At 41.1% G+C, this 19,604-nt stretch carries 17 protein-coding genes; 7 read left to right on the top strand and 10 right to left on the bottom strand.

Annotated features, from left to right (window positions below):
• Positions 1 to 767: 767 nt before the first annotated feature.
• Complete coding sequence (locus AB8M93_RS13190) at positions 768 to 3,743, top strand: DNA polymerase III subunit alpha (protein ID WP_373058422.1); 2,976 nt, start codon at positions 768 to 770, stop codon at positions 3,741 to 3,743.
• Positions 3,744 to 3,931: 188 nt separating this feature from the next.
• Here AB8M93_RS13190 and AB8M93_RS13185 read toward each other — a convergent pair whose 3' ends face one another.
• The 9 genes from AB8M93_RS13185 to AB8M93_RS13145 form a co-directional block, all read right to left on the bottom strand.
• Complete coding sequence (locus AB8M93_RS13185) at positions 3,932 to 5,479, bottom strand: NAD(P)/FAD-dependent oxidoreductase (protein WP_373058420.1); 1,548 nt, start codon at positions 5,477 to 5,479, stop codon at positions 3,932 to 3,934.
• A gap of 76 nt (positions 5,480 to 5,555) precedes the next feature.
• Complete coding sequence (locus tag AB8M93_RS13180; RefSeq protein WP_373058418.1) at positions 5,556 to 6,452, bottom strand: YihY/virulence factor BrkB family protein; 897 nt, start codon at positions 6,450 to 6,452, stop codon at positions 5,556 to 5,558.
• A 139-nt stretch (positions 6,453 to 6,591) separates the two neighbouring features.
• Positions 6,592 to 7,611, bottom strand: coding sequence for an aldo/keto reductase (locus AB8M93_RS13175; RefSeq protein ID WP_373058416.1), 1,020 nt, complete (start codon positions 7,609 to 7,611; stop codon positions 6,592 to 6,594).
• 101 nt (positions 7,612 to 7,712) lie between these two features.
• Positions 7,713 to 8,756: a flavin-containing monooxygenase gene (locus tag AB8M93_RS13170; RefSeq protein WP_373058634.1), complete on the bottom strand. Its 1,044-nt coding sequence runs from the start codon at positions 8,754 to 8,756 to the stop codon at positions 7,713 to 7,715.
• A 105-nt stretch (positions 8,757 to 8,861) separates the two neighbouring features.
• A complete protein-coding gene (locus tag AB8M93_RS13165) occupies positions 8,862 to 10,136 on the bottom strand; it encodes a cation:proton antiporter (protein ID WP_373058414.1) in 1,275 nt (424 codons plus the stop codon).
• A gap of 151 nt (positions 10,137 to 10,287) precedes the next feature.
• A complete protein-coding gene (locus AB8M93_RS13160) occupies positions 10,288 to 10,962 on the bottom strand; it encodes a hypothetical protein (RefSeq protein WP_373058412.1) in 675 nt (224 codons plus the stop codon).
• Positions 10,963 to 11,390: 428 nt separating this feature from the next.
• Entirely contained in the window at positions 11,391 to 11,888 is a 498-nt protein-coding gene (locus AB8M93_RS13155) for a DUF456 domain-containing protein (protein WP_373058410.1), read from the bottom strand.
• 29 nt (positions 11,889 to 11,917) lie between these two features.
• Complete coding sequence (otsB, locus tag AB8M93_RS13150; RefSeq protein WP_373058408.1) at positions 11,918 to 12,694, bottom strand: trehalose-phosphatase; 777 nt, start codon at positions 12,692 to 12,694, stop codon at positions 11,918 to 11,920.
• Between the two features lie 49 nt (positions 12,695 to 12,743).
• On the bottom strand, positions 12,744 to 13,673 hold the full coding sequence (locus AB8M93_RS13145) for a 1-phosphofructokinase family hexose kinase (protein ID WP_373058406.1): 930 nt from the start codon (positions 13,671 to 13,673) through the stop codon (positions 12,744 to 12,746).
• Positions 13,674 to 14,014: 341 nt separating this feature from the next.
• On the opposite strand from AB8M93_RS13145, the gene AB8M93_RS13140 reads away from it, so the two are divergent.
• From AB8M93_RS13140 to AB8M93_RS13115, 6 genes are all read left to right on the top strand, one after another.
• The gene (locus AB8M93_RS13140; protein WP_373058404.1) at positions 14,015 to 14,380 is read left to right on the top strand and encodes a BlaI/MecI/CopY family transcriptional regulator; all 366 of its coding nucleotides are present in this window, start codon (positions 14,015 to 14,017) and stop codon (positions 14,378 to 14,380) included.
• On the top strand, positions 14,380 to 15,297 hold the full coding sequence (locus tag AB8M93_RS13135; RefSeq protein ID WP_373058402.1) for a M56 family metallopeptidase: 918 nt from the start codon (positions 14,380 to 14,382) through the stop codon (positions 15,295 to 15,297). The genes AB8M93_RS13140 and AB8M93_RS13135 overlap by 1 nt, the downstream gene beginning before the upstream one ends.
• Positions 15,272 to 15,733: an energy transducer TonB gene (locus AB8M93_RS13130; protein ID WP_373058400.1), complete on the top strand. Its 462-nt coding sequence runs from the start codon at positions 15,272 to 15,274 to the stop codon at positions 15,731 to 15,733. The genes AB8M93_RS13135 and AB8M93_RS13130 overlap by 26 nt, the downstream gene beginning before the upstream one ends.
• 33 nt (positions 15,734 to 15,766) lie before the next feature.
• On the top strand, positions 15,767 to 17,320 hold the full coding sequence (locus tag AB8M93_RS13125) for a M56 family metallopeptidase (RefSeq protein WP_373058397.1): 1,554 nt from the start codon (positions 15,767 to 15,769) through the stop codon (positions 17,318 to 17,320).
• Entirely contained in the window at positions 17,313 to 18,467 is a 1,155-nt protein-coding gene (locus AB8M93_RS13120; protein ID WP_373058395.1) for a tetratricopeptide repeat protein, read from the top strand. Before AB8M93_RS13125 ends, AB8M93_RS13120 begins: the two co-directional genes overlap by 8 nt.
• Positions 18,468 to 18,535: 68 nt before the next feature.
• On the top strand, positions 18,536 to 19,015 hold the full coding sequence (locus AB8M93_RS13115; RefSeq protein ID WP_373058393.1) for a hypothetical protein: 480 nt from the start codon (positions 18,536 to 18,538) through the stop codon (positions 19,013 to 19,015).
• 110 nt (positions 19,016 to 19,125) lie between these two features.
• Here AB8M93_RS13115 and AB8M93_RS13110 read toward each other — a convergent pair whose 3' ends face one another.
• Complete coding sequence (locus tag AB8M93_RS13110) at positions 19,126 to 19,416, bottom strand: YciI-like protein (protein WP_373058391.1); 291 nt, start codon at positions 19,414 to 19,416, stop codon at positions 19,126 to 19,128.
• Positions 19,417 to 19,604 lie beyond the last annotated feature (188 nt).

Raw genomic sequence — 19,604 nt, 5'->3', positions numbered from 1 at the left:
AGGTAAGAGGTACGAAGTTAGAAGTTAAGGTTAAATAGATAATCGATAATGAAGAATGGACAATGTGATTTGGAATAGAAAAAGTGAAGAGTGGAAAGTTCACGTTGTAAAATTTAAAGATAAGGTTTATCGCTTACAGCCTATAGCTTTGAAAAAATGTAAGAAACAGGGTACGAAGTTAGAAGTACGAGGTACGGGTTGGGAAGGTTAATCTAAAAAGTAAAAAAGTTAATGAGTTACAGAGAAAATGACTTCTGCATATTAGCGAATTCTGCGGGATTTTTGGAGTGGAAAGTGAAAAGAAAAATTAGAAAGTTAAAAAGTTAATGAGTTAAAGAGGGAATGCTTTGCGTAAAGCTGTGGATTGGTTTTACGGGAAGTTAGAAGTACGAGGTACGAGGTACGAGTTGGGAAGGTTAATCTAAAAAGTAAAAAAGTTAATGAGCTAAAGAGGAAATGACTTCTGCGAAAATTTGCGGGTTCTGCGGAATTTTTGGAGTGAAAAGTGAAGGGGAAAGGGGAAAATTAGAAGTAGAAAAGGTAATGAGTTACAGAGAAAATGACTTCTGCATATTAGCGAATTCTGCGGGATTTTTGCAGTGGAAAGTGGAGAGCAACAGATAACAATTCAAAATTCATCATTCAAAATTATAAAATAGCGGAAGTTAGAGCTACATCGAGCCTGGCATGACCTCTAACTCCGAACTCCCGACTTTGAACTTTATTTAACCCACAACAAAAAAACACAAACAACAGACAACAGAAAAATGTACCTAAATTGCCACACATACTACTCCCTACGCTACGGTACCTTCCCGGTGGAAGATTTATGTGAGCTTGCAGTAAAAAATAGAGTAAAAACCCTGGCGGTTACCGATATCAACAATACTTCGGCCTGTCTGGAATTTCTGAAAATTGTCGAAAATTATGATATTATTCCGCTAGTAGGAATCGACTTCAGGAATGGAGTAACCCAGCAGTATGTAGGAATTGCCAGAAATAATGAAGGTTTCCGGCAGCTCAATGAACATCTTTCCCATTATCTACATGCCGAAAAAGATTTTGAAGCCGATGCCCCGCAGTTGCCGGATTGCTTTATCATCTATCCATTGGAAAAGCTGATGGCCCGGAAGAAAGAAAATTTCTGGGAAAATGAATTTATCGGGGTTTCTGCAGAAAGCCTGCGAAAACTGCAATTTTCAGAATATAAAAAGTTTAAGGAAAAACTGGTGCTGCTGCAAAGCGTCAGCTTCCGCAGTAAAAAAGATTATAACGCCCACCGGCTGTTACGGGCAATAGATAACAACACGCTGTTAAGCAAATTACCAAAAAGCGAACAAGGTTCTTTTTCGCATCAAATGCGCCCATTAAATGAACTGGAAGCAGAATTTAAGGAATTTCCTCATATTCTTGAAAATACTAAAAAGCTAATGCAGGGCTGCAGTGTGAAATTTGAATTTGGAAAAGGGCAGAACAGGAATTTGAGGGTGTTGGGAAAAAATAAAGGGGAAGATGAGGTGCGTTTACGTACCTGTTGTTACCAAAATCTTCCTAAACGCTATCCCGGCGCAGGACAGGAAGTTTATGACCGGGTGGAAAAAGAGCTTACTGCGATTATAAAACTGGATTTTGTCTCCTATTTTTTGATCAACCTGGAAATTGTAAAATATGCGAAATCTCAAAATTTCCCGGTAATAGGGCGGGGAAGCGGGGCCAATTCCATCGTGGCCTACATTATCGGGATTACCAATGTAGACCCTATTGAGCTGGACCTTTATTTTGAGCGTTTTATCAACGCCAACCGCAAGTCGCCGCCAGATTTTGACATCGATTTTTCCTGGAAAGACCGCAATGAGGTGACAAATTATATTTTTAGGACTTATAAAAATACCGCGCTTATGGGAACTTATGTGACTTTTAAGCGGCGGGCGGTGGCGCGGGAGCTGGGAAAAGTTTTTGGACTTCCGAAGGAAGAAATCGATAAACTTTCTGCCGGTTTTTTTAATTATAAAGAGCTGGATGAGCTGGAAAAACTGGTGCTAAGGTATAGTGCTCTAATTGAAGGTTTCCCCAATTACCTGAGCGTGCATTCCGGCGGAATTTTAATTCTGAATGATGATGTTCATAACTATGCCGGGACTTTTTTGCCACCCAAAGGTTTTCGCACCATCCAGATTGATATGAATATTGCTGAAGAAGTGGGTATCCATAAATTTGATATCCTGGCCCAGCGCGGACTCTCGAAAATCAAAGATGCCATTGAAATTATTGAGCGCAACCAGCCCGGTGCGCATATTGAAAATATGGAAAATGTGTCGGCATTTAAAAATGATCCGGCAATAAACGATCTGCTGAAAGTGGGCGATTGTATGGGTGTTTTTTATGTGGAATCTCCCGCCATGCGCGGGCTGCTCACAAAGCTTCAAACCGATAATTATGAAAACCTGGTCGCGGCCAGTTCGGTGATACGGCCGGGGATTTCCAGCGCGGGCATGAAAGAGGAATTTATCAAACGCCATCGCGATCCCGAACGGCGGAAGCAGGCACATCCTGTGATGTACGACATCATGGAAGATACTTATGGCGTGATGGTGTACCAGGAGGATGTAATGAAAGTAGCCCACAGGTTTGCAGGGCTGGATCTGGACGATGCCGATGTGTTGCGGCGAGGGATGAGCGGTAAGAAAACTTCCAAAGAGCAGATGCACAAAATTGAAGAAACCTTCAGGAAAAATTGTAAAAAAAGAGGCTATTCTGAAGAACTGACCACAGAGGTTTGGGAACAGATTTCTTCTTTTGCCGGCTATGCTTTTCCGAAGGGGCATTCCGCTTCTTACGCGGTGGAGAGTTACCAGAGTTTGTATTTAAAAAAGTATTTTCCGCTGGAGTTTATGGTGGCCGCGCTCAATAACGGCGGCGGGTTTTATTCCGTGGAAACTTATATTCAGGAGATAAGAAAATGCGGTGGCACCGTGCATGCGCCCTGTATTAATAAGAGCGATCATCCTAATACGATCTACGGAAAAGATGTTTACCTGGGCCTTGGCTATATTAAAGAACTGGAGACAAAAGTGGTACAGCAGATTATAGAAAACCGGCAGTTTTTTGGGGAATTCAAATCGCTGGACGATTTTATAGACCGTATTTATATTTCTGTTGAGCAGCTAAGCATTTTGCTGAAGATAAATGCCTTCAGGTTTACGGGGCTGGATAAGTATCATTTGCTGTGGAAAGCGCATTTTAAACTAAGCAAGAGCAAACCCAAATCCACCCAGGCGGTATTATTTAAGCCGCAGCATAAAGATTTTGACCTGCCGGAATTTGAATTTTCCCGCTTAATTGAAGCTTACGACCAGATGGAATTGCTGGGATTCCCGCTAAGTAGTCATTTTGATTTGCTGAAAAATCCAATGAAACCTGCGGTGAAAGCAAAAGAATTGAAGAAATATATAGGAAAAGAAGTCGGGATTTACGGAAACCTGATCACGGCAAAAAAAACAGGTACGGTAAATGGAAAATTTATGTACTTCGGAACTTTTTATGATGAAAATGCCGAGATTTTTGATACCGTTCAATTTCCTGAATCTGCAGAAAAATATCCGCTGCGGAATAAGGGGATTTACCTGTGCCGGGGGAAGGTGGTGGAGGAACTGGATTATATTTCCATCAGCATTACTTCCATTTCCCGCCAGGAAACTGCTCCAGATCCAAGGTTGGTTAAGGGGGTAAGGCTTAAAGTCTAAAGTGGGGTTAGAGGTTGGAAATTAGAAGTTGAAAAAGTGAGGGTGGCAAATTAAACTGACAACTTACAACCCACAACAAATTCCCAGCCCCGAACTTAGAACTTCCTTCGGCCTTCCGTCCCTGAAAAGGATGGGAGCGGTTTTATTTATGTTAAATGTTGAATGCTGAATTGTTCCTGAACTCCCAACTATTTTCTCACTATCGCATCTACACAATTTATCCCATCTATGGCTGCGGAAATAATGCCGCCGGCGTAACCCGCACCTTCGCCGCAGGGATATAAACCTTTAATTTCAATATGCTCCAGCGTTTCAGGATTACGCGGAATGGAAACCGGGGAGGAAGTACGGCTTTCCGGGGCATGCAATACGGCTTCATTGGTATAATATCCTTTCATTTTTTTACTAAATAACACAAATGCTTTGCGCAGCCGGGTGGCGATAAGCGGGGGCAAAACCTTATTTAAATCCACACTTACAATTCCCGGTTGATAAGATGTTTTTGGAAAATCTTCAGAAACTTTTCCTTCCACAAAATCTATCATTCTTTGTGCCGGCACCTGCTGAGTTCTGCCAGCAGCTTCCCAGCATTTATGTTCTACCATTTTTTGAAAATCCAGGCATACAAAAGGATCATCAGGCTTAAAATCTGGCAAATCTTCAGGTTGAATACTTACCACAATGCCGGAATTGGAATAAGGATTATTGCGTTTACTCGGGCTCCAGCCGTTGGTAACCACTTCTTCCTGCGCAGTGGCACAGGGCGCAATAATTCCGCCGGGGCACATGCAAAAGGAATACACTCCCAACCCGTCTACCTGTTCTACTAAACTATAGGAAGCAGGCGGCAAATAAGGATTTTCATCATCGCCGTGATATTGAATCTTATCAATAAGTTTTTGCTGGTGCTCAATTCGTACTCCTAAAGCGAATGCTTTGGCTTCAATTTTTATCTTTTTTTTATGCAGAAGATAAAAAATATCCCTGGCCGAATGTCCTGTAGCCAGGATCACTTCATCAAAATTATGGCATTTTTCAGCATTGATTTCTATGGCTTTAATTTCACCATTTTCTATCCTGAGATTGGTAAGCTTTGAGTTAAAATGAACTTTCCCGCCAGCCTCAATGATGGCCTCCCGCATTGCGGTAATAATCTTCGGCAATTTATTGGTGCCAATATGTGGATGGGCATCTACAAGAATATCGGGATTGGCGCCAAAATGTACAAACCATTCTAAAGCTTTTAGCACATTCCCACGTTTTTTAGAACGGGTGTAGAGCTTACCATCAGAATATGTTCCTGCGCCACCTTCGCCAAAACAATAATTGGATTCCGGGTTTACGGTATGTTCCTTATTTATCTTTGCAAGATCGTGCCGGCGTGCCCGCACATCTTTTCCACGTTCAAAAATAACGGGTTTTAATCCGGCTTCTATGCAACGCAGTGCCGCATAAAGGCCTGCGGGTCCCGCCCCGATAATGGCAATTTTCCTGGAATTATTTACCTGCTGTGGCAAATAAGCGGGAATTTGTTCCTTTACCTCATCTTTCAGCCAAAGCTCAATCTGTAAATTAAGTTTTACAGGTTTTCTCCTTGCATCAATGGAGCGTTTTCGAATTCGCCAGTCTCCAAGAGCAGAATTTTTCAGCTTAGATTTTTCTAAAGCGAGTTTTAAAATAGCTTCTTTATCTTCCTGCTGATGGGGCAAAACCGAAATCTGTACCAATTTGCTCATAAGCGGCAAAGATAATATAAAGGTGCAAGGATTTGAAGGTTAAGCCAGCCATACGGCATTTTTTCCGCAGAAAAAATTACTTTTCCACATTCGTATCGTGGCGGATGTAATTTTCTGTTTCCGAATTTAATTCAGCTCCAATGAGAATGATAAAGCTGGTGAGGTAAAGCCACATCAGCAATACCACTATAGCTGAAATGGAGCCATAAACTTTGCCATAACTTCCAAAATTGCTCACGTAATATGAAAATCCCCAGGATGCTATTAACCATAAGAAAGTAGAAAGGATAGCACCGGGAATAACCCACCGGAAGCGGGGAGTATGGTGTGGCGGCGCATAGCGGTAAACCATTGCAAGAAAAAAGATCACCACAAGTGCCAGTACCAGCCACCGGCCCCAGCCAATTAAAGTACGTACCGTAGATGGAAGCCCCAGCTGATCCACAAAAGCGGGAAAGACCACTATAAATGCCATGCTTAAAAGTACAAGCACCACAGCACCAAAGGTGAATAACAGGGTGAGAGCATTTTCTTTTATAAATCCTCGGGGTTTCTCGGTTCCATAGGCAATATCTACTCCCGTAAATAGTGATTTTGTGCCTTTGTTTGCACTCCACAAACTAAAAAGGATCCCAATGGCCGTACTCCAACCCAAAGCTTCGCCCGGAGTGGCCAGAAAATTTTCCACCTGGGCCTGCAGGATCTCATAAGCCTGTTGTGGCATCATACCGGAAATTTGCGCCAACTGTCCCTGGATTTGCTGAGGATCTACGGCAAGGCCATAGAGAGAAATTAACGCCACTATAGCGGGAAAAACCGCAAGAAAAGCATAGAAGGCCACTCCTGCAGAAACAATAGAAACATTATCCTCAGCAATTTGATCCTTAACTCTTAAGATAATCTTTTTCCAGCCGGGAAATTTTATATGGGTGGGTTTTTTGATCCCTTTTATTTGGTTGGGTTGATGAGCCATTTTACTGTAATTTATGTAAATTGAAAAGGACCTTAAAAGGCCCTTTCTCAGTGTATTGCTTAAAAATAAGGAAATTAGCTGCCGCGTGCACTTAAACTATTGTTAAGATCAAGTTTACCGCAGCTAATAACATACAGGTTTATATTTGCCTGTCCTGGCTGGTAAATTCCAGCATCCATCCCGGATATTCTGCGGGAAGTTTGCTTACTTCATCTAATTTTTCCAGTTCTTCTTTGGAAAATTCTATTTCAGAAGCTTTTAAATTTTGCTCCAGCTGGTCTGCATTTTTAGCTCCCACTATCACACTTGTAACTGCAGCTTGCTGTAGTAGCCATGCAATAGAAAGCTGGGCAGCAGATGCATTTTTGCTTTCAGCCATTGGTTTTAGCACGTCAAGGATATTAAAAGCCCTTTCCTTGTTTACCGGTGGAAAATCAAAATCATCCCGGCGTCCGCCAGATTTTTTAGCATCATCCCGGTCGTATTTCCCACTTAACAAGCCCCCGGCCAGCGGGCTCCATACCATTAAACCAACTTTCTGATCCTGCAGCAAAGGAATAATTTCCCTTTCCAGGTCTCTACCGGCAATGGTATAATAAGCCTGTAGGGAAGCAAATCGTTCCAAATGATTAAATTTTGAATGGTCCAGCGCCTTCATTAGCTGCCATGCGGCCACATTGCTGGCGCCTATATACCTCACTTTCCCGCTGCGTACCAAATCATCAAAAGCACGCAAAGTTTCGTCTATAGGTGTGAGCGGGTCATGAGAATGCATTTGGTAGAGGTCTATATAATCTGTATCTAACCTTTTCAGGCTTTCTTCTACCTGGTTGATAATATGGTGGCGGGTGAGACCTTTTTGATTTACACCTTCTCCCATACTGCCACGCACTTTAGTGGCCAGAATGAGGTCTTTACGGGACACTCCTGAATTTTTTATGGCTTTCCCGGTAATTTCTTCTGAAATTCCTTCAGAATAGACATTTGCAGTATCAATAAAGTTAACGCCTTTGTCCAAGGCTTGTTTCAGGAGGCTGTCAGCATCTTTTTGTTCTACACCTCCAATGTCTTTAAACCTTCCTTTAGCTCCAAAAGTCATGGTGCCAAGGCAAAGTTCAGAAACCTTAAGTCCTGTGTTTCCTAATAAATTATATTTCATAGCTTTTTTTATTTAGGCTATAATGTAAAGGAATAGTGGCAGCCGGCAAAACCTTTAAAAAGACTTTAACGAAAGCAGGAGCTTAAAGCTGGTAAATCAAATTACTTGAAGTGCTCAGCAAGATATGCGGCATCTTTTTTTATACCTCCCAGGGTGGCCGAGCCACGTGTATGTAACCAGGGAAGTCCAATAAAGTACAGGCCTTCAATATTGCTGATGCCCCTGTGGTGCTTTGGATAGCCATCTTTATTGAGTTCCAAATCCTCAATCCAGCTAAAATTAGGCCTGTATCCGGTTGCCCAAATTATATTTTGAATGTTATACAGCTTTTGTTTTTCGGTAATAATAATTTTCCCCTCTGCGTTTTTGGTTTTGCCTACAGGAAATACATTTTTTCGTTTCAATATAGCTTTTACATCTGTTCCAATAACCGGCTGCCTGCTTTTTCTTATTTGTTTGCCCAGCCAGGAGTCACGGCTAAAACTTAAGAATCCTGTTTTTGTGAACCACCACCAAAGCGTTTTTCCAAATATTTCCTGCGGAAGGGTGTTTACATCTGTAGCTCCTGAAAAATATACCTTCTTCGTGCTTTTTTTGGAAATTTCATCCAGGATTTGAAAACCGGAATCCCCGCCCCCCACAACCATGGTGTTGCCTTCTTTTAGTTGTTGCGGATTTTTATAATAATTACTGTGGGCCTGAAAAATGCCTTTATCGAGTTTTTTGGCAAAAGGCGGTGTATAAGGGATGTGAAAAGGGCCGGTGCCGATAATTACATTTTTCGCCCTTAAATTCCCCTGCGGACTCTTCAGCAGAAAAAAATTATTTTCCCCGGTTATTTCGGTGATAAGCGTGTTGAATTGTATGGGAAAATTATATTCTTCGGCATAAGCCTTAAAATACTCCGCGACTTCTTCTTTGGAAGGGTAATAGCCTTTAGGAGCGGGGAAATTCATGCCCGGAAGATTGTTAAATTCCGAAGGAGTAAAAAGCGTGAGAGAATCCCAGCGGTTGAGCCACGAGGCGCCAATCCTCTCCTCTTTATCTACAAGCAGGTAATCTCTGCCCATTTTTTTTAAAAAATAAGCCATGGATAAGCCTGCCTGTGCTGCCCCAATAATAATAAAATCCCGGGTTTGTTCCATCAGGGCAAAAATAGGATTATTAAACTTTACCACTAAATCTTTTAGCAGCTCTTTGGAGAATGGATAACACGGCAATTATCTTTTGAACAGTAGAATTTTTGAAGCTTATCCTGCTTTGTTCTGAGCCTTTTGTTGCCTTTCTTTTTCGGTCTTTCTTTTAAAATACTGGATTATGGAGGGTGCGGTAAATCCGTGGATAATAATGGAAATAAGGATTACATAAGCGGTAATGGCATAGAGTTCATTTTTAAATTCGAAGCCATTAAATTGTAAAAAGGCCCAGGATAGGTAGAAAACAGAACCTATCCCGCGAATCCCCAAAAAGCTAATCGCCAGTTTTTCTTTAAAGCTTTCCCTTTTGCCCCATGCAATGGCTATCATTCCTGCGAGCGGTCTTATAAAAAGCACAAATATCAAGGCAAAAACTATTGCCTTCCAATTGGTTAAAGTTAGCATTCCGTTTAGGATGGAACCTCCAAACAGGATAATCCATACTACCAGGAGCAGTCTTTCAATTTCATGCACAAAATCGTGCATTTTTTGTTTGTACTCCCCACTTACTTTTTCATAGTAGCGCAAGCTAAGCCCGGCAAAAAAAACAGCCAGAAATCCATAACCATGCAGAAGCTCAGTAAGCCCGTAAGTCATAAAAGTAAGGGAAAGGGCGAGGAAGCCATCAAAGGTTTTTACACCGGTAATTTTATGGAAGCCAATAAGCAGCAGGCCAATTCCGCGGCCAATGAGCAATCCTAAAATTACGCCTATAACAATTTTTAAAAGCAGTTTATCCCAAAGCCATTCCTTGAAATTAAAGGCTGCCCAGCCTCCTGCCTGTCCCACTAGCACGGCCAGGTAAGAAAAAGGATAGGCCATCCCATCATTAAGGCCGGCTTCTGCAGTTAGCGCAAACCTGATTTTGCCCTTGTATTTTTTCTCTCTGTCCGGATCGTCCAGTTGCACATCGGCAGCCAGTACGGGATCTGTGGGCGCGAGTACAGCTGCAAGCAAAAGCGAAGAGGGTACAGAGAGCAGGAGAAAATAGGTGCCCAGGAAATAAGCACCGGCCATACAAAGAGGCATGGTTACAAACACCAGCAGCAGCGGACGCTTCCATGATTTCCAGTTATACCTGGTGCCAATTTTTAAACCGGCGCCCATAAGCGAAATGATTACGATAGTTTCAGAAAAATACATTAAAGCGCGGTCTGCCCAAAGGGGATCCGGCCAGGGTAGTGGGATTTCTACCGCAAACAACAAAAATCCTATAAGTATAAGGATAACGGGAGAACTTATTTTAATTTTTTTGGAAACAGAAGGTAACCAGGCCATTATTAAAGTAGCCAGGCCTAATCCCGCTAAAATGAGATAATGTTCTTTCATAAAGGATTCTGAAAGCGGAATTTACAGCTTCTGGTGGTGGCGCTCAAATTTTTTGCAAAAGCATAACACTTTTCCAAGATCCGATATTAAAAAACCGCCTTCAGTAGGGTGAAGACGGTCATTTGTTCATAACATAATCTTAGCAGGATAGCTATTGGTTTGCACTAATAGTATCTATTTCTGTACTATATCCTGAGGTATCTACTCCGGAGCGGGACATGGGGGTGCTATTAATTTCTGCATCCATCTGTCTTAAAATATCGGCGGCTTTGGTAAAAAAGTCACTCAGGAAGAGATTACGCTCATCCTGGCTTTGGTTTACAGGCAGTTCATCCAGGTCTGCTCTTAACTCTGCAACATCATCTTGCAAAGCTGGATATTGCTCTTTTTGAATGTTTTCTAAATTATCTACCACTACCTTTCCTGTTTGTTTAATACTGTCTATTTGTTTTTGGGCATCCCACTGGCTGATGCTCTCCATTTCTGGACCAGGACTGCGGTTAAGTTCAATGGCTTTTTCTTCAACGGCTTCCAAAAGCAGCATCATTGCTTTTTGTTGTGAACGCGGATCATCTCCCAACAGGTCATCATCACTGCCGCGGTCTACATAACTTAAATATTCGCCCACTGCGTTTTCAGGATAATCATTGCTGGCATAATCTTCAGTTTCATACTGTTCAATTTTTTCGATGTTATCTTCTTCTGAAACATCATCTGTATCATTATCTGCCCATACAAAAAAGTAGAGTAGCGCCAGGACTATAATAATTATTAATAGAACCCATGGCCATACGGGCTTTTTCTTTTCAACATGTATTTCTGCCATAATTGTTTTTTTTGGTTTATAGCTTTTATTGTGGATTAAAATTAAGGAAAATAGCAAAGGGGCAGGATTAAAGCTCTAATAAAGAAAAGTAAAGTTATGTTAATTAAATGCTCTAAAACAGCCTTTTGTAGGTGCTTTTGCAGCCTTATAAAGGGGAAGCCTAAAATTAACCTTTTTAAATATTCTTTTTTAAAGCAGAAGCTGAAAGGGAAGTGCATCATAAAACAAACAGATTGGCAGGATTTATGAAAAGAAAAAATAGGAATGTTTATTTTTGTTCCTGATCATTTTTCTTCCGGAGATAACCCCGCTTTTTAGGAAGATATATAGATCAAAATAAAGATCTTAAGGGGTAGTAATTAAAATTTTTAGTTCACAGCAAAAATTGGCTTACTGCCTGGAAACCCGCTAAAGAGATTTGGCGGGTTTTAAAATATAAGTTCTTTATAGTTCCAGCACTTCATTAGGAAAAGGATTAGAAAAATCAGGCTAACCATAAATTCCATAAAGCTGGAGGCCAGAAAACCTATAAAAGAACCAAATGCCGCTTTTAGTGCAGATTTGGAATCACTTTTATTAATCATTTCGCCTATAAAAGCACCCACAATGGGACCAATTAAAATAGCAAAAGGAATTGGGGTAAAGATGCCGGCAATAAGACCAATAGTAGTACCTATCATTCCGGCTTTGGTGCCGCCAAAACGTTTAGTTCCTATTGCAGGAATTACCAGCTCCAAAACATAAATAAGAATGGCAACAGCCAGGCTAATGCCAAGGAACCAATAATTAAACGGCACTGAAGGCGCAAGGTAAAATATCAATAATCCCAGCCAGCTAAACGGAACTCCAGGAAGTACCGGGAGAATGCTGCCTAAAATGCCAAGAAGCATAAAAAAAGCGGCAATACTAAAGAAGATAATATCCATTTAAATCGGGTGAAGTAAGACGTGGCTTATTATTTCAACAATAGTTCAAAAAATTGTTTTACCTCATCAAGATCCTTCAGGGCATAATCTGCTGAAGTTTCATGGCCATGGTCTCCAACCAAAATTCCCAGCCCGTGCTTTACATATTTAAAGGCATCTTCATCTGTAACGTCATCACCTATATATACCGAATAATCCTGATCTTTTTCTCCCAGTTGGGTTTTTAGAAATTCCACTGCCTTGCCTTTGTGCCAGTCTATAGAAGGGCGTATTTCAATTACCTTTTTTCCGTCAGCTTTCTTAAGATCGGGGTAACTTTTAAGGACAGTGGCCACGCGGTGGTGAACTTCATCTGCCATTTCTTCTTTTACCTGGCGGTAATGAATGGCAAGGGTGAACTTTTTCCGCTCAAAATCAACCCCTCTAATATCCTTCAGCTCTTCACGAAGCAAGGGTTCAATTTCGTCAAATTTTGGCAATACCTTTTGCGCTTCATCATTCTCTTTAAGAAAATTTCCCGGACCTGAAATCTCAAAACCATGGCTGCCGGCATAATAAAGCTGAGGTAAATTTACCCGCTGGCTCACATCCTTCATCCCACGGCCACTTACCACGGCGGTGGGATATTTTTTGGATAGTTGGAGTACCAGCTCGCGCATTTCTTCTGAAATGGCCGCGTCTTCATGATGTTCTACGATAGGAGCCAAAGTCCCGTCGAAGTCCAGGAAGAACAATGGCTTTATTTTGTTGAATTTTTCCCGGAGCTCTTTTTCGTGCTCCAGGGCCGATGGCAACTGATGTGACATGATTTTTAATTTTAGGATTGATTATTGGCCTTTTTCAAGATAAGAAAAATCAGGAATCGCTGAGTTCTTTATAAAACTTTTCGGCGTCTTCTTTTTGAAGCAATTCTGTGCCGGGGGAGATTAAGGTGGCACTGCCGCAGGCCAGGCCATATTTTACAGCCTCTTCCAGCGATTTCCCGGAGGCAAGGCTAAACATTATACCGCCCACCATACTATCCCCGGCACCTATAGAACTGTTGGGTTTTACCTTTGGAGCCGCAAAATGCTTTACGGCATCTTTGGTGGCTAAAAAAGCACCGTCCGGGCCAAGGGAATGCACGATAATTTCCACCGAGTATTTGTGAAGTACTTCCTGCAGCATTTCTTTTCTATCGTCCATACTTTCAGCTTTTCTGCCACTTAGATCCTGAAGCTCGTCCAGGTTTGGCTTTACAAGGAAGGCCCCTTCCTTTAAACCTGCAGCCAAAGCCTTGCCTGAAGTATCCAGTACAAATTTCATATTCTTGTCTTTGACAATTTTTGCAACCTGAGCATAAAAATCTTCCGGAAGACCGGGAGGAAGGCTGCCGCTGGCTACTAAAAATTCTGCGTCGGAAATGTTTTCAAGTTTTTTCAGCAGCGCCTGGTATTCAGACTCCAGTAATTCTTCCCCGGGAAAACCAATCCGGTAGAGGTCGCCGGTAGCATCTTCATGAATGGCGAAGCTCTGTCGCATCTCGTTTTTAACCTCCACAGCTTCCAGGTCTATATTTTCCTTTTTAAGGAGACCGGTAAAGACCTTGCCTGTAAATCCGCCACAGGTGTAAATTGCTTTGGTATCCCCGCCCAAACGTTTAATCACCCGGGAAACGTTTATGCCGCCGCCGCCGGGATCTTTTTTAGGGGAATTGGAGCGCATCTTTTTTTCGGGTTCTACTTTATCTACATGCGTGTATATATCCAGCGCTGGATTTACAGTAAGGGTGATTATTTTTTTCATGGTTTGCGACGTCTTTTCTTCTGAAAATGCTTCAGAGGATTTCCTTAAAATTACTTGTTCTTCTTCGGAATTTGCGCATAATGAACAGATTTGGAATTTATTTAACAGAATTAAACTGCCTTGCGATTCAGTTAATGTAGGAACCGGTAAAGCTCTGTGGTGGCGGGATTCAGGGGATTTAAAGCTGCTGTAAACCACATTTTTTTAAATTTTATAACTAATATATTAGTTTAAACTAAATATTTAGTTTATATTTGAGGTGTAGTTCTTTAAAAGCTAAAAGACTTAGCTAAAATTTTAAAACTGATTCCCTTAAAAGTGGAAATTTCAACGCTGTAAACATGAAACAACTAACAAAAGCAGAAGAAGAGATCATGCAGGTGCTATGGAAACTGGGAGAAGCAAATGTTGCTTCTGTAATTGAAGAATTGCCAGATCCAAAACCGGCATACAATACGGTTTCCACCATTGTAAGGATTCTTGAAAACAAAGAATTTGTAGATCACCGGCAGCAGGGGAAAGGTTATATCTATTTTCCGGTGGTGGAAAAGGAAACCTATAGCAGCCAGAGCATGAATAAGCTTATTAACAATTATTTCAACGGTTCTTTTAAAAGTATGCTTTCCTTTTTTATGAAGAAGAATGAAATTGACACCAAAGACCTTGAAGCGATTTTAAAGGAAATCAACAAAAAAGAAGAAGACTAATGTTACCTTATATAATAGATATACTGCTTTTCCAATGCTGCTTTTTAGCGGTTTACGAACTCTTGCTTAAAAATGAAACGTTTTTTAGCGCCAACAGGTGGTATTTATTAGCAACACCTTTACTTGCCATACTGTTGCCATTGCTAAAATTCGAGTTTTTAGCAGAAGCTGTTCCGGCTACGGGACGAATAATGCTGCCTGAAGTAGTTTTAGGCGGAAATCCTGAAGCTGCCGCTACAGCATGGAACGGCTTTCATATTAGTTGGTGGTTGCTTATTTATGCCGGCGGAGTTTTAGTGAGTATTTATTTGTTTCTGAAGAAATTCAGCGATTTAAACAGGATGTTCCGGTTCAGGAAAATTTCAGAAGAAAGAGATTTCAAAATCATTGAAATTCCCAATTCCCGGCTGGCCTGTACATTTTTTAACACCATTTTCCTGGGCGATCAGCTTTCCGAAGAAGAAAAACAGCAAATCCTGCCGCATGAGCTGGCGCATGTAAAACAAAACCACAGTGCCGATCTTTTGTATTTCGAAATCATGAAGATTTTGTTCTGGTTTAATCCCCTAATCTATATTTATCAAACCAGGATTGCCGGGCTTCATGAGTTTCTGGCAGACGAGGAAGTGGTGAAAACCACCGAGAAAAAGACGTATTACGAACAACTGCTGAACTCGGCATTCAGCACCCGGGATATCCCATTTATCAATCAATTTTTTAGTCATTCATTACCCCGCCTGAGCCTATTTGGAAGAAGCTTCTATTTACCTTCCGGCGGGCAGGTCAAAAAACGAATTATTATGTTGAAAAGATCAAAATCAAAAGCTATTGCCAAAGCGAGGTATTCTATCCTGGTTCCATTAATGCTGCTTATGCTTACTTATGTGGCGTATGCGGAAAAAGGGGATTATACATAACGAGGATACCACAGAAATAAAACAGACCGAAGAAAGCCATCCAAAACCACAATTATCACCCATTCCCTTTGCCGTGGTAGATGAGGTGCCTGTTTTTACCGGATGTCAAGAATTAACTTCTAATGATGAACGAAAAAAATGCACGACCGAAAAAATTACGGCTTTTGTGGCAGATAATTTTAATAAAGAGGCACTGCGTGAATATAGCAGCTTAAATGATAATCGCATTGTGGTGCAATTTAAAATCGACAAAACCGGAAAAGTTACTGATGTACGGTCAAGGGCGGTAACTCCAGGCCTTGAGCCTGAAGCACGAAAAATGCAGCAACAGGAGGCCGAGCGGGTAATTTCGGCTATACCAAAAATGAATCCAGGGAAACAAAAAGGCGAAACAGTGGGCGTGATGTACTCCCTGCCCATTGTCTTCAAAATTTAAATTTATCCTTAAACGGAACCAAAAAAATAAGCTATGTTACACTATTTACTTGAAATCCTGTTCTTCCAGCTTTGCTTTTTGCTGGCGTACGAGCTGCTTCTTAAAAAGGAGACCTTCTTTAGCTATAACAGATGGTATTTACTGCTAACCCCTGTAATTTCCATGCTGTTACCTTTACTAAAACTGGATTTTCTTGCAGAAGCCGTTCCGCAGAATGCCCGCATCATGTTGCCGGCAGTGGTAATTGGAGAGCAAAGTCAGGCAATAGAACAGTTACCTGCCGTAAATATTGCTGCAGCACAGGGACTTCAGCTAAACTGGTGGCTGTTAATTTATTTTACCGGATTTGTGGTAAGCCTGTTCCTGTTTTTAAAAAAGTACAACAGCCTTAACAGGATGTTCCGGTTCAGGAAAATTTCAGAAGAAAAAGATTTCAGGATCATTGAAATACCTGATTCCAGTGTAGCCTGCACGTTTTTTAGCACCGTGTTTCTTGGCGACCAGCTTTCGGAAGAAGAAAAAGAACAAATCCTTTCGCATGAGCTGGTGCACGTAAAGCAGAAGCACAGCTGGGACCTGATTTTCTTTGAAATGCTGAAAATTATCTTCTGGTTTAATCCGCTAATCTATATTTATCAATCCAGGATTGCCGGGCTTCATGAATTCCTGGCTGACGAAGAAGTGGTGAAAACCACCGGAAAAAAGACGTATTACGAACAACTGCTGAATTCGGCTTTCAGCACTCAGAATATTTCATTTATCAATCAATTTTTTAATCATTCATTAACCCGCCTGACCCTTTTTGGAAGAACCTTTCTTTTACCTTCCGGCGGGCAGGTCAAAAAACGAATCGTTATGTTACAAAAATCAAAATCAACTACAATCGCAAAATTCAAATTCCTGGTAATTATTCCATTAATGATGCTAATGTTAACCTATGTGGCATGTTCTGAAGATCAGGCTTCTGAAGAAATCGAAACCGCACAGGTAGAGAAAGGAGTTCTTCATTTAGAGGTGAAGGATTTCGAGAACCTTACCGCTGAAGAGCGGCAAAACTTAACTGATGCCTTTGCTGAAATGTCTGCTGATGCGGGGTACAGCTCCATTGAAATTACAGATGGGAATAAAACCATAACTATGAATGGAAACCCTAAAAGTGCAAATTCCAGTATTGCGGTAACCAGGAACAACGGTAAAAGCGCTTCTTCTAATTTTACAGCGGGAGGAAATGTTCCTTACTCGGTAATAGAGGAAGTTCCGGCTTTTCCCGGTTGCGAAGGAATTGAGTCCAACGAGGAAAGGAAAAAATGTACTTCTCAAAAAATATCAGAATTCGTCAATGACAATTTTGATGTAAGCCTTGGCAAAAAACTTGGCCTAAAAGGAACAAACCGGGTAATTGTTCAGTTTAAAATAGGGGAAGATGGCAGCATACAGCAGGTAAGATCCCGTGCGGCCGACCCTGCACTTGAGGAAGAAGCCGAGCGCGTAATTAACAGGCTTCCTGTGATGACTCCCGGAAAACAAAATGGTAAAAAAGTAGGGGTAATGTATTCCCTTCCAATAGTATTTCAGGTAAATGAGTAGGTTTTTTCTCTTATTCATTGTTTATTTAACAGCCTGCGGGGCCGGAGCGCAAACTTCGGCTCTCGCTCTTTCCGACAGTTTATACGCGGTGGGCAAATACGCTGAAGCCATTAAAGTTGCCAGCAAGAGCGAAGCTTCCGAAGCAACTTTTCTAAAACTTGCAAAATATTATAAAGCTGGCGGAGACTATCAAAAAGCCCTTGAAAATTACCGGAAGGTTTTAGCTGAAAATCCCAACCGGCTCTTAACGGTTTTAGATTATGGAAAGCTTTTGATGCGGAGTGGCAATTTACCAAAGGCTGACAGTTTGTTTTCCCGTTTAACTGAAGCATATCCTAAAAATGCCAGTTTTCAATATCAGCTTGGTTTGATTAAGGAAAAGCAGAAAGATAGTACGGCGATGGCCCATTTTTTTCTAGTGGTAAGCCTGGACGAAACGCACCAGGCAGCTTTATATAAACTGGCCAAGGATGCCTTGCGGCACAGGAAGTACACTTTGGCAGAACACTTTTGCCAACAGGGATTAGAAACCAATCCAAATAACCGGTCTTTGCTTTCAATTCTGGCACAAACCTATTCCGCACTTCAGATATACGAAAAAGCTATTCCGCAGTATGAAAGACTGCTGGAACTTGGTGAAGAAAGTGAATTTATCTACAGTAAACTCGCTTTTGCGTATTATCAGATTATGGAGTATAAGGCAGCAATCCACAATTACCAACAAGCCCTTACTTTTGAAGACAGGAATGCCGCCACGCATTATTCACTTGGCAAACTGTACGCCTTGACCGGGGATTTGGAGAAATCTGAAACCCATCTTTTAATGTCTATTCTTATTAAGAAGCAGCCGGTAGATGCCGAATTCCTCAGCCTCGCCCTCACATATAAAGAAATGGAAAAATACAAGGATGCCCTGGAGTACCTGGAAAAAGCTTTAGAAGAAAACCCTGATAATGAGCGGGCAATGTATGAACGGGCAATTGCAGCCGATAATTATTTTAAAGACCTGGAAACCCGGATGAACTATTATAAAGCTTATTTAAACAAGTACGATCCAAAAGGGAATGAAGGCATGATTTACCTGGCCAGGAACCGGGTAAGTGATATTAAAAAGGAAATCCATATGGCAGAAAAAGCGAAGGAGTAAAAAATAGTATATCTTTAGATTCCTCTCATTTTCATTACTTTTGCTGAAAGCCTAACCGCAAATTGGTAATGAAACGAATTTTACTTCTTGTTTTCTCCTTACTTATTTTATCTGCCTGTAACTTTGAAACCAAAAAAATTTCTTCGGAAGAAGTCTTAGACCAGGAATCCAAGGCGCTAAACTGGAAGGAAGTTGATGAGTATCCCGCCTTTGAAGACTGCCGGCAGGAAACCGAACTGTCAGGGGCTAAAGAGTGCTTTGAGACAAAAGTGGCGCAAAATATTTATGCCTATCTCGCCAGACAACAGCCTGTAGTTACCGAAAGTATAGATGATACCCTGGTGATCTATCTTGAGATAAGCAAACAGGGTAAGCCTGAAATTGATTCCATCGCATCGATGGATACCATCCTTACCAGGCAATTACCAAAAATTGAAGAATGGCTGTACCAAAGCATAGATTCCCTTCCCAAAATTTATCCTGCCAGCAAAAGAGGAATTCCCGTTTCCACCGTTTTTAAAATGCCGGTGGTAATTAAAGCAGAATAAGATAATTGACAATGAACAATGGAAAATGGAAAATGGAGGGTTAATGATGGACAATGAATGCTACCTGATTTACGATTTTCCATTGGTAAACTAAGCACAGTTCTCAATTGTCAATTTGCAACGTCATTTCCTATAACCACATTCCATTTTCTAACACTCCATTCTTTTACGAGTCCGTTTTTTACATAAGGGTCACTTTCAGCAAAAGTCTTTGCCGCTTCTTCGTTTTCTGCCCTAAAAATTAAAACTGCTTCATCTGCAGGATTATCTAAAGCACCTGCCAAAACAACCGTACCTGTTTGCGCGGCTTCCTTTGCCAGGTTTAAATGTTCTGTCCTGTATTTCCCGCGCTCTTCAAGATAATTTTTCTCAAGAATATAATTCAAAATATAGTAGTTCATTGTTGAATTTATTTGAAAACCAAGTTACGATATTTTATTAGTGGAAAGTGGAAAGTGGAAAGTGAAAAGTGAAAAGTGGAAAGTGGAAAGTGGAAAGTGGAAAAATGACCCTTGTATGTCCCTGATATAGGTTGACCACTAAAGTCAACTTGTATATGAAATCAAACATTCGATTATTAAAGAAACAA

The organism is Autumnicola aciditolerans, assembly GCF_041679265.1.
Lineage (GTDB): Bacteria > Bacteroidota > Bacteroidia > Flavobacteriales > Flavobacteriaceae > Autumnicola.
Note: the sequence above shows the minus strand (reverse complement) of the source record. Positions and strands in the feature narration are given on the sequence as shown.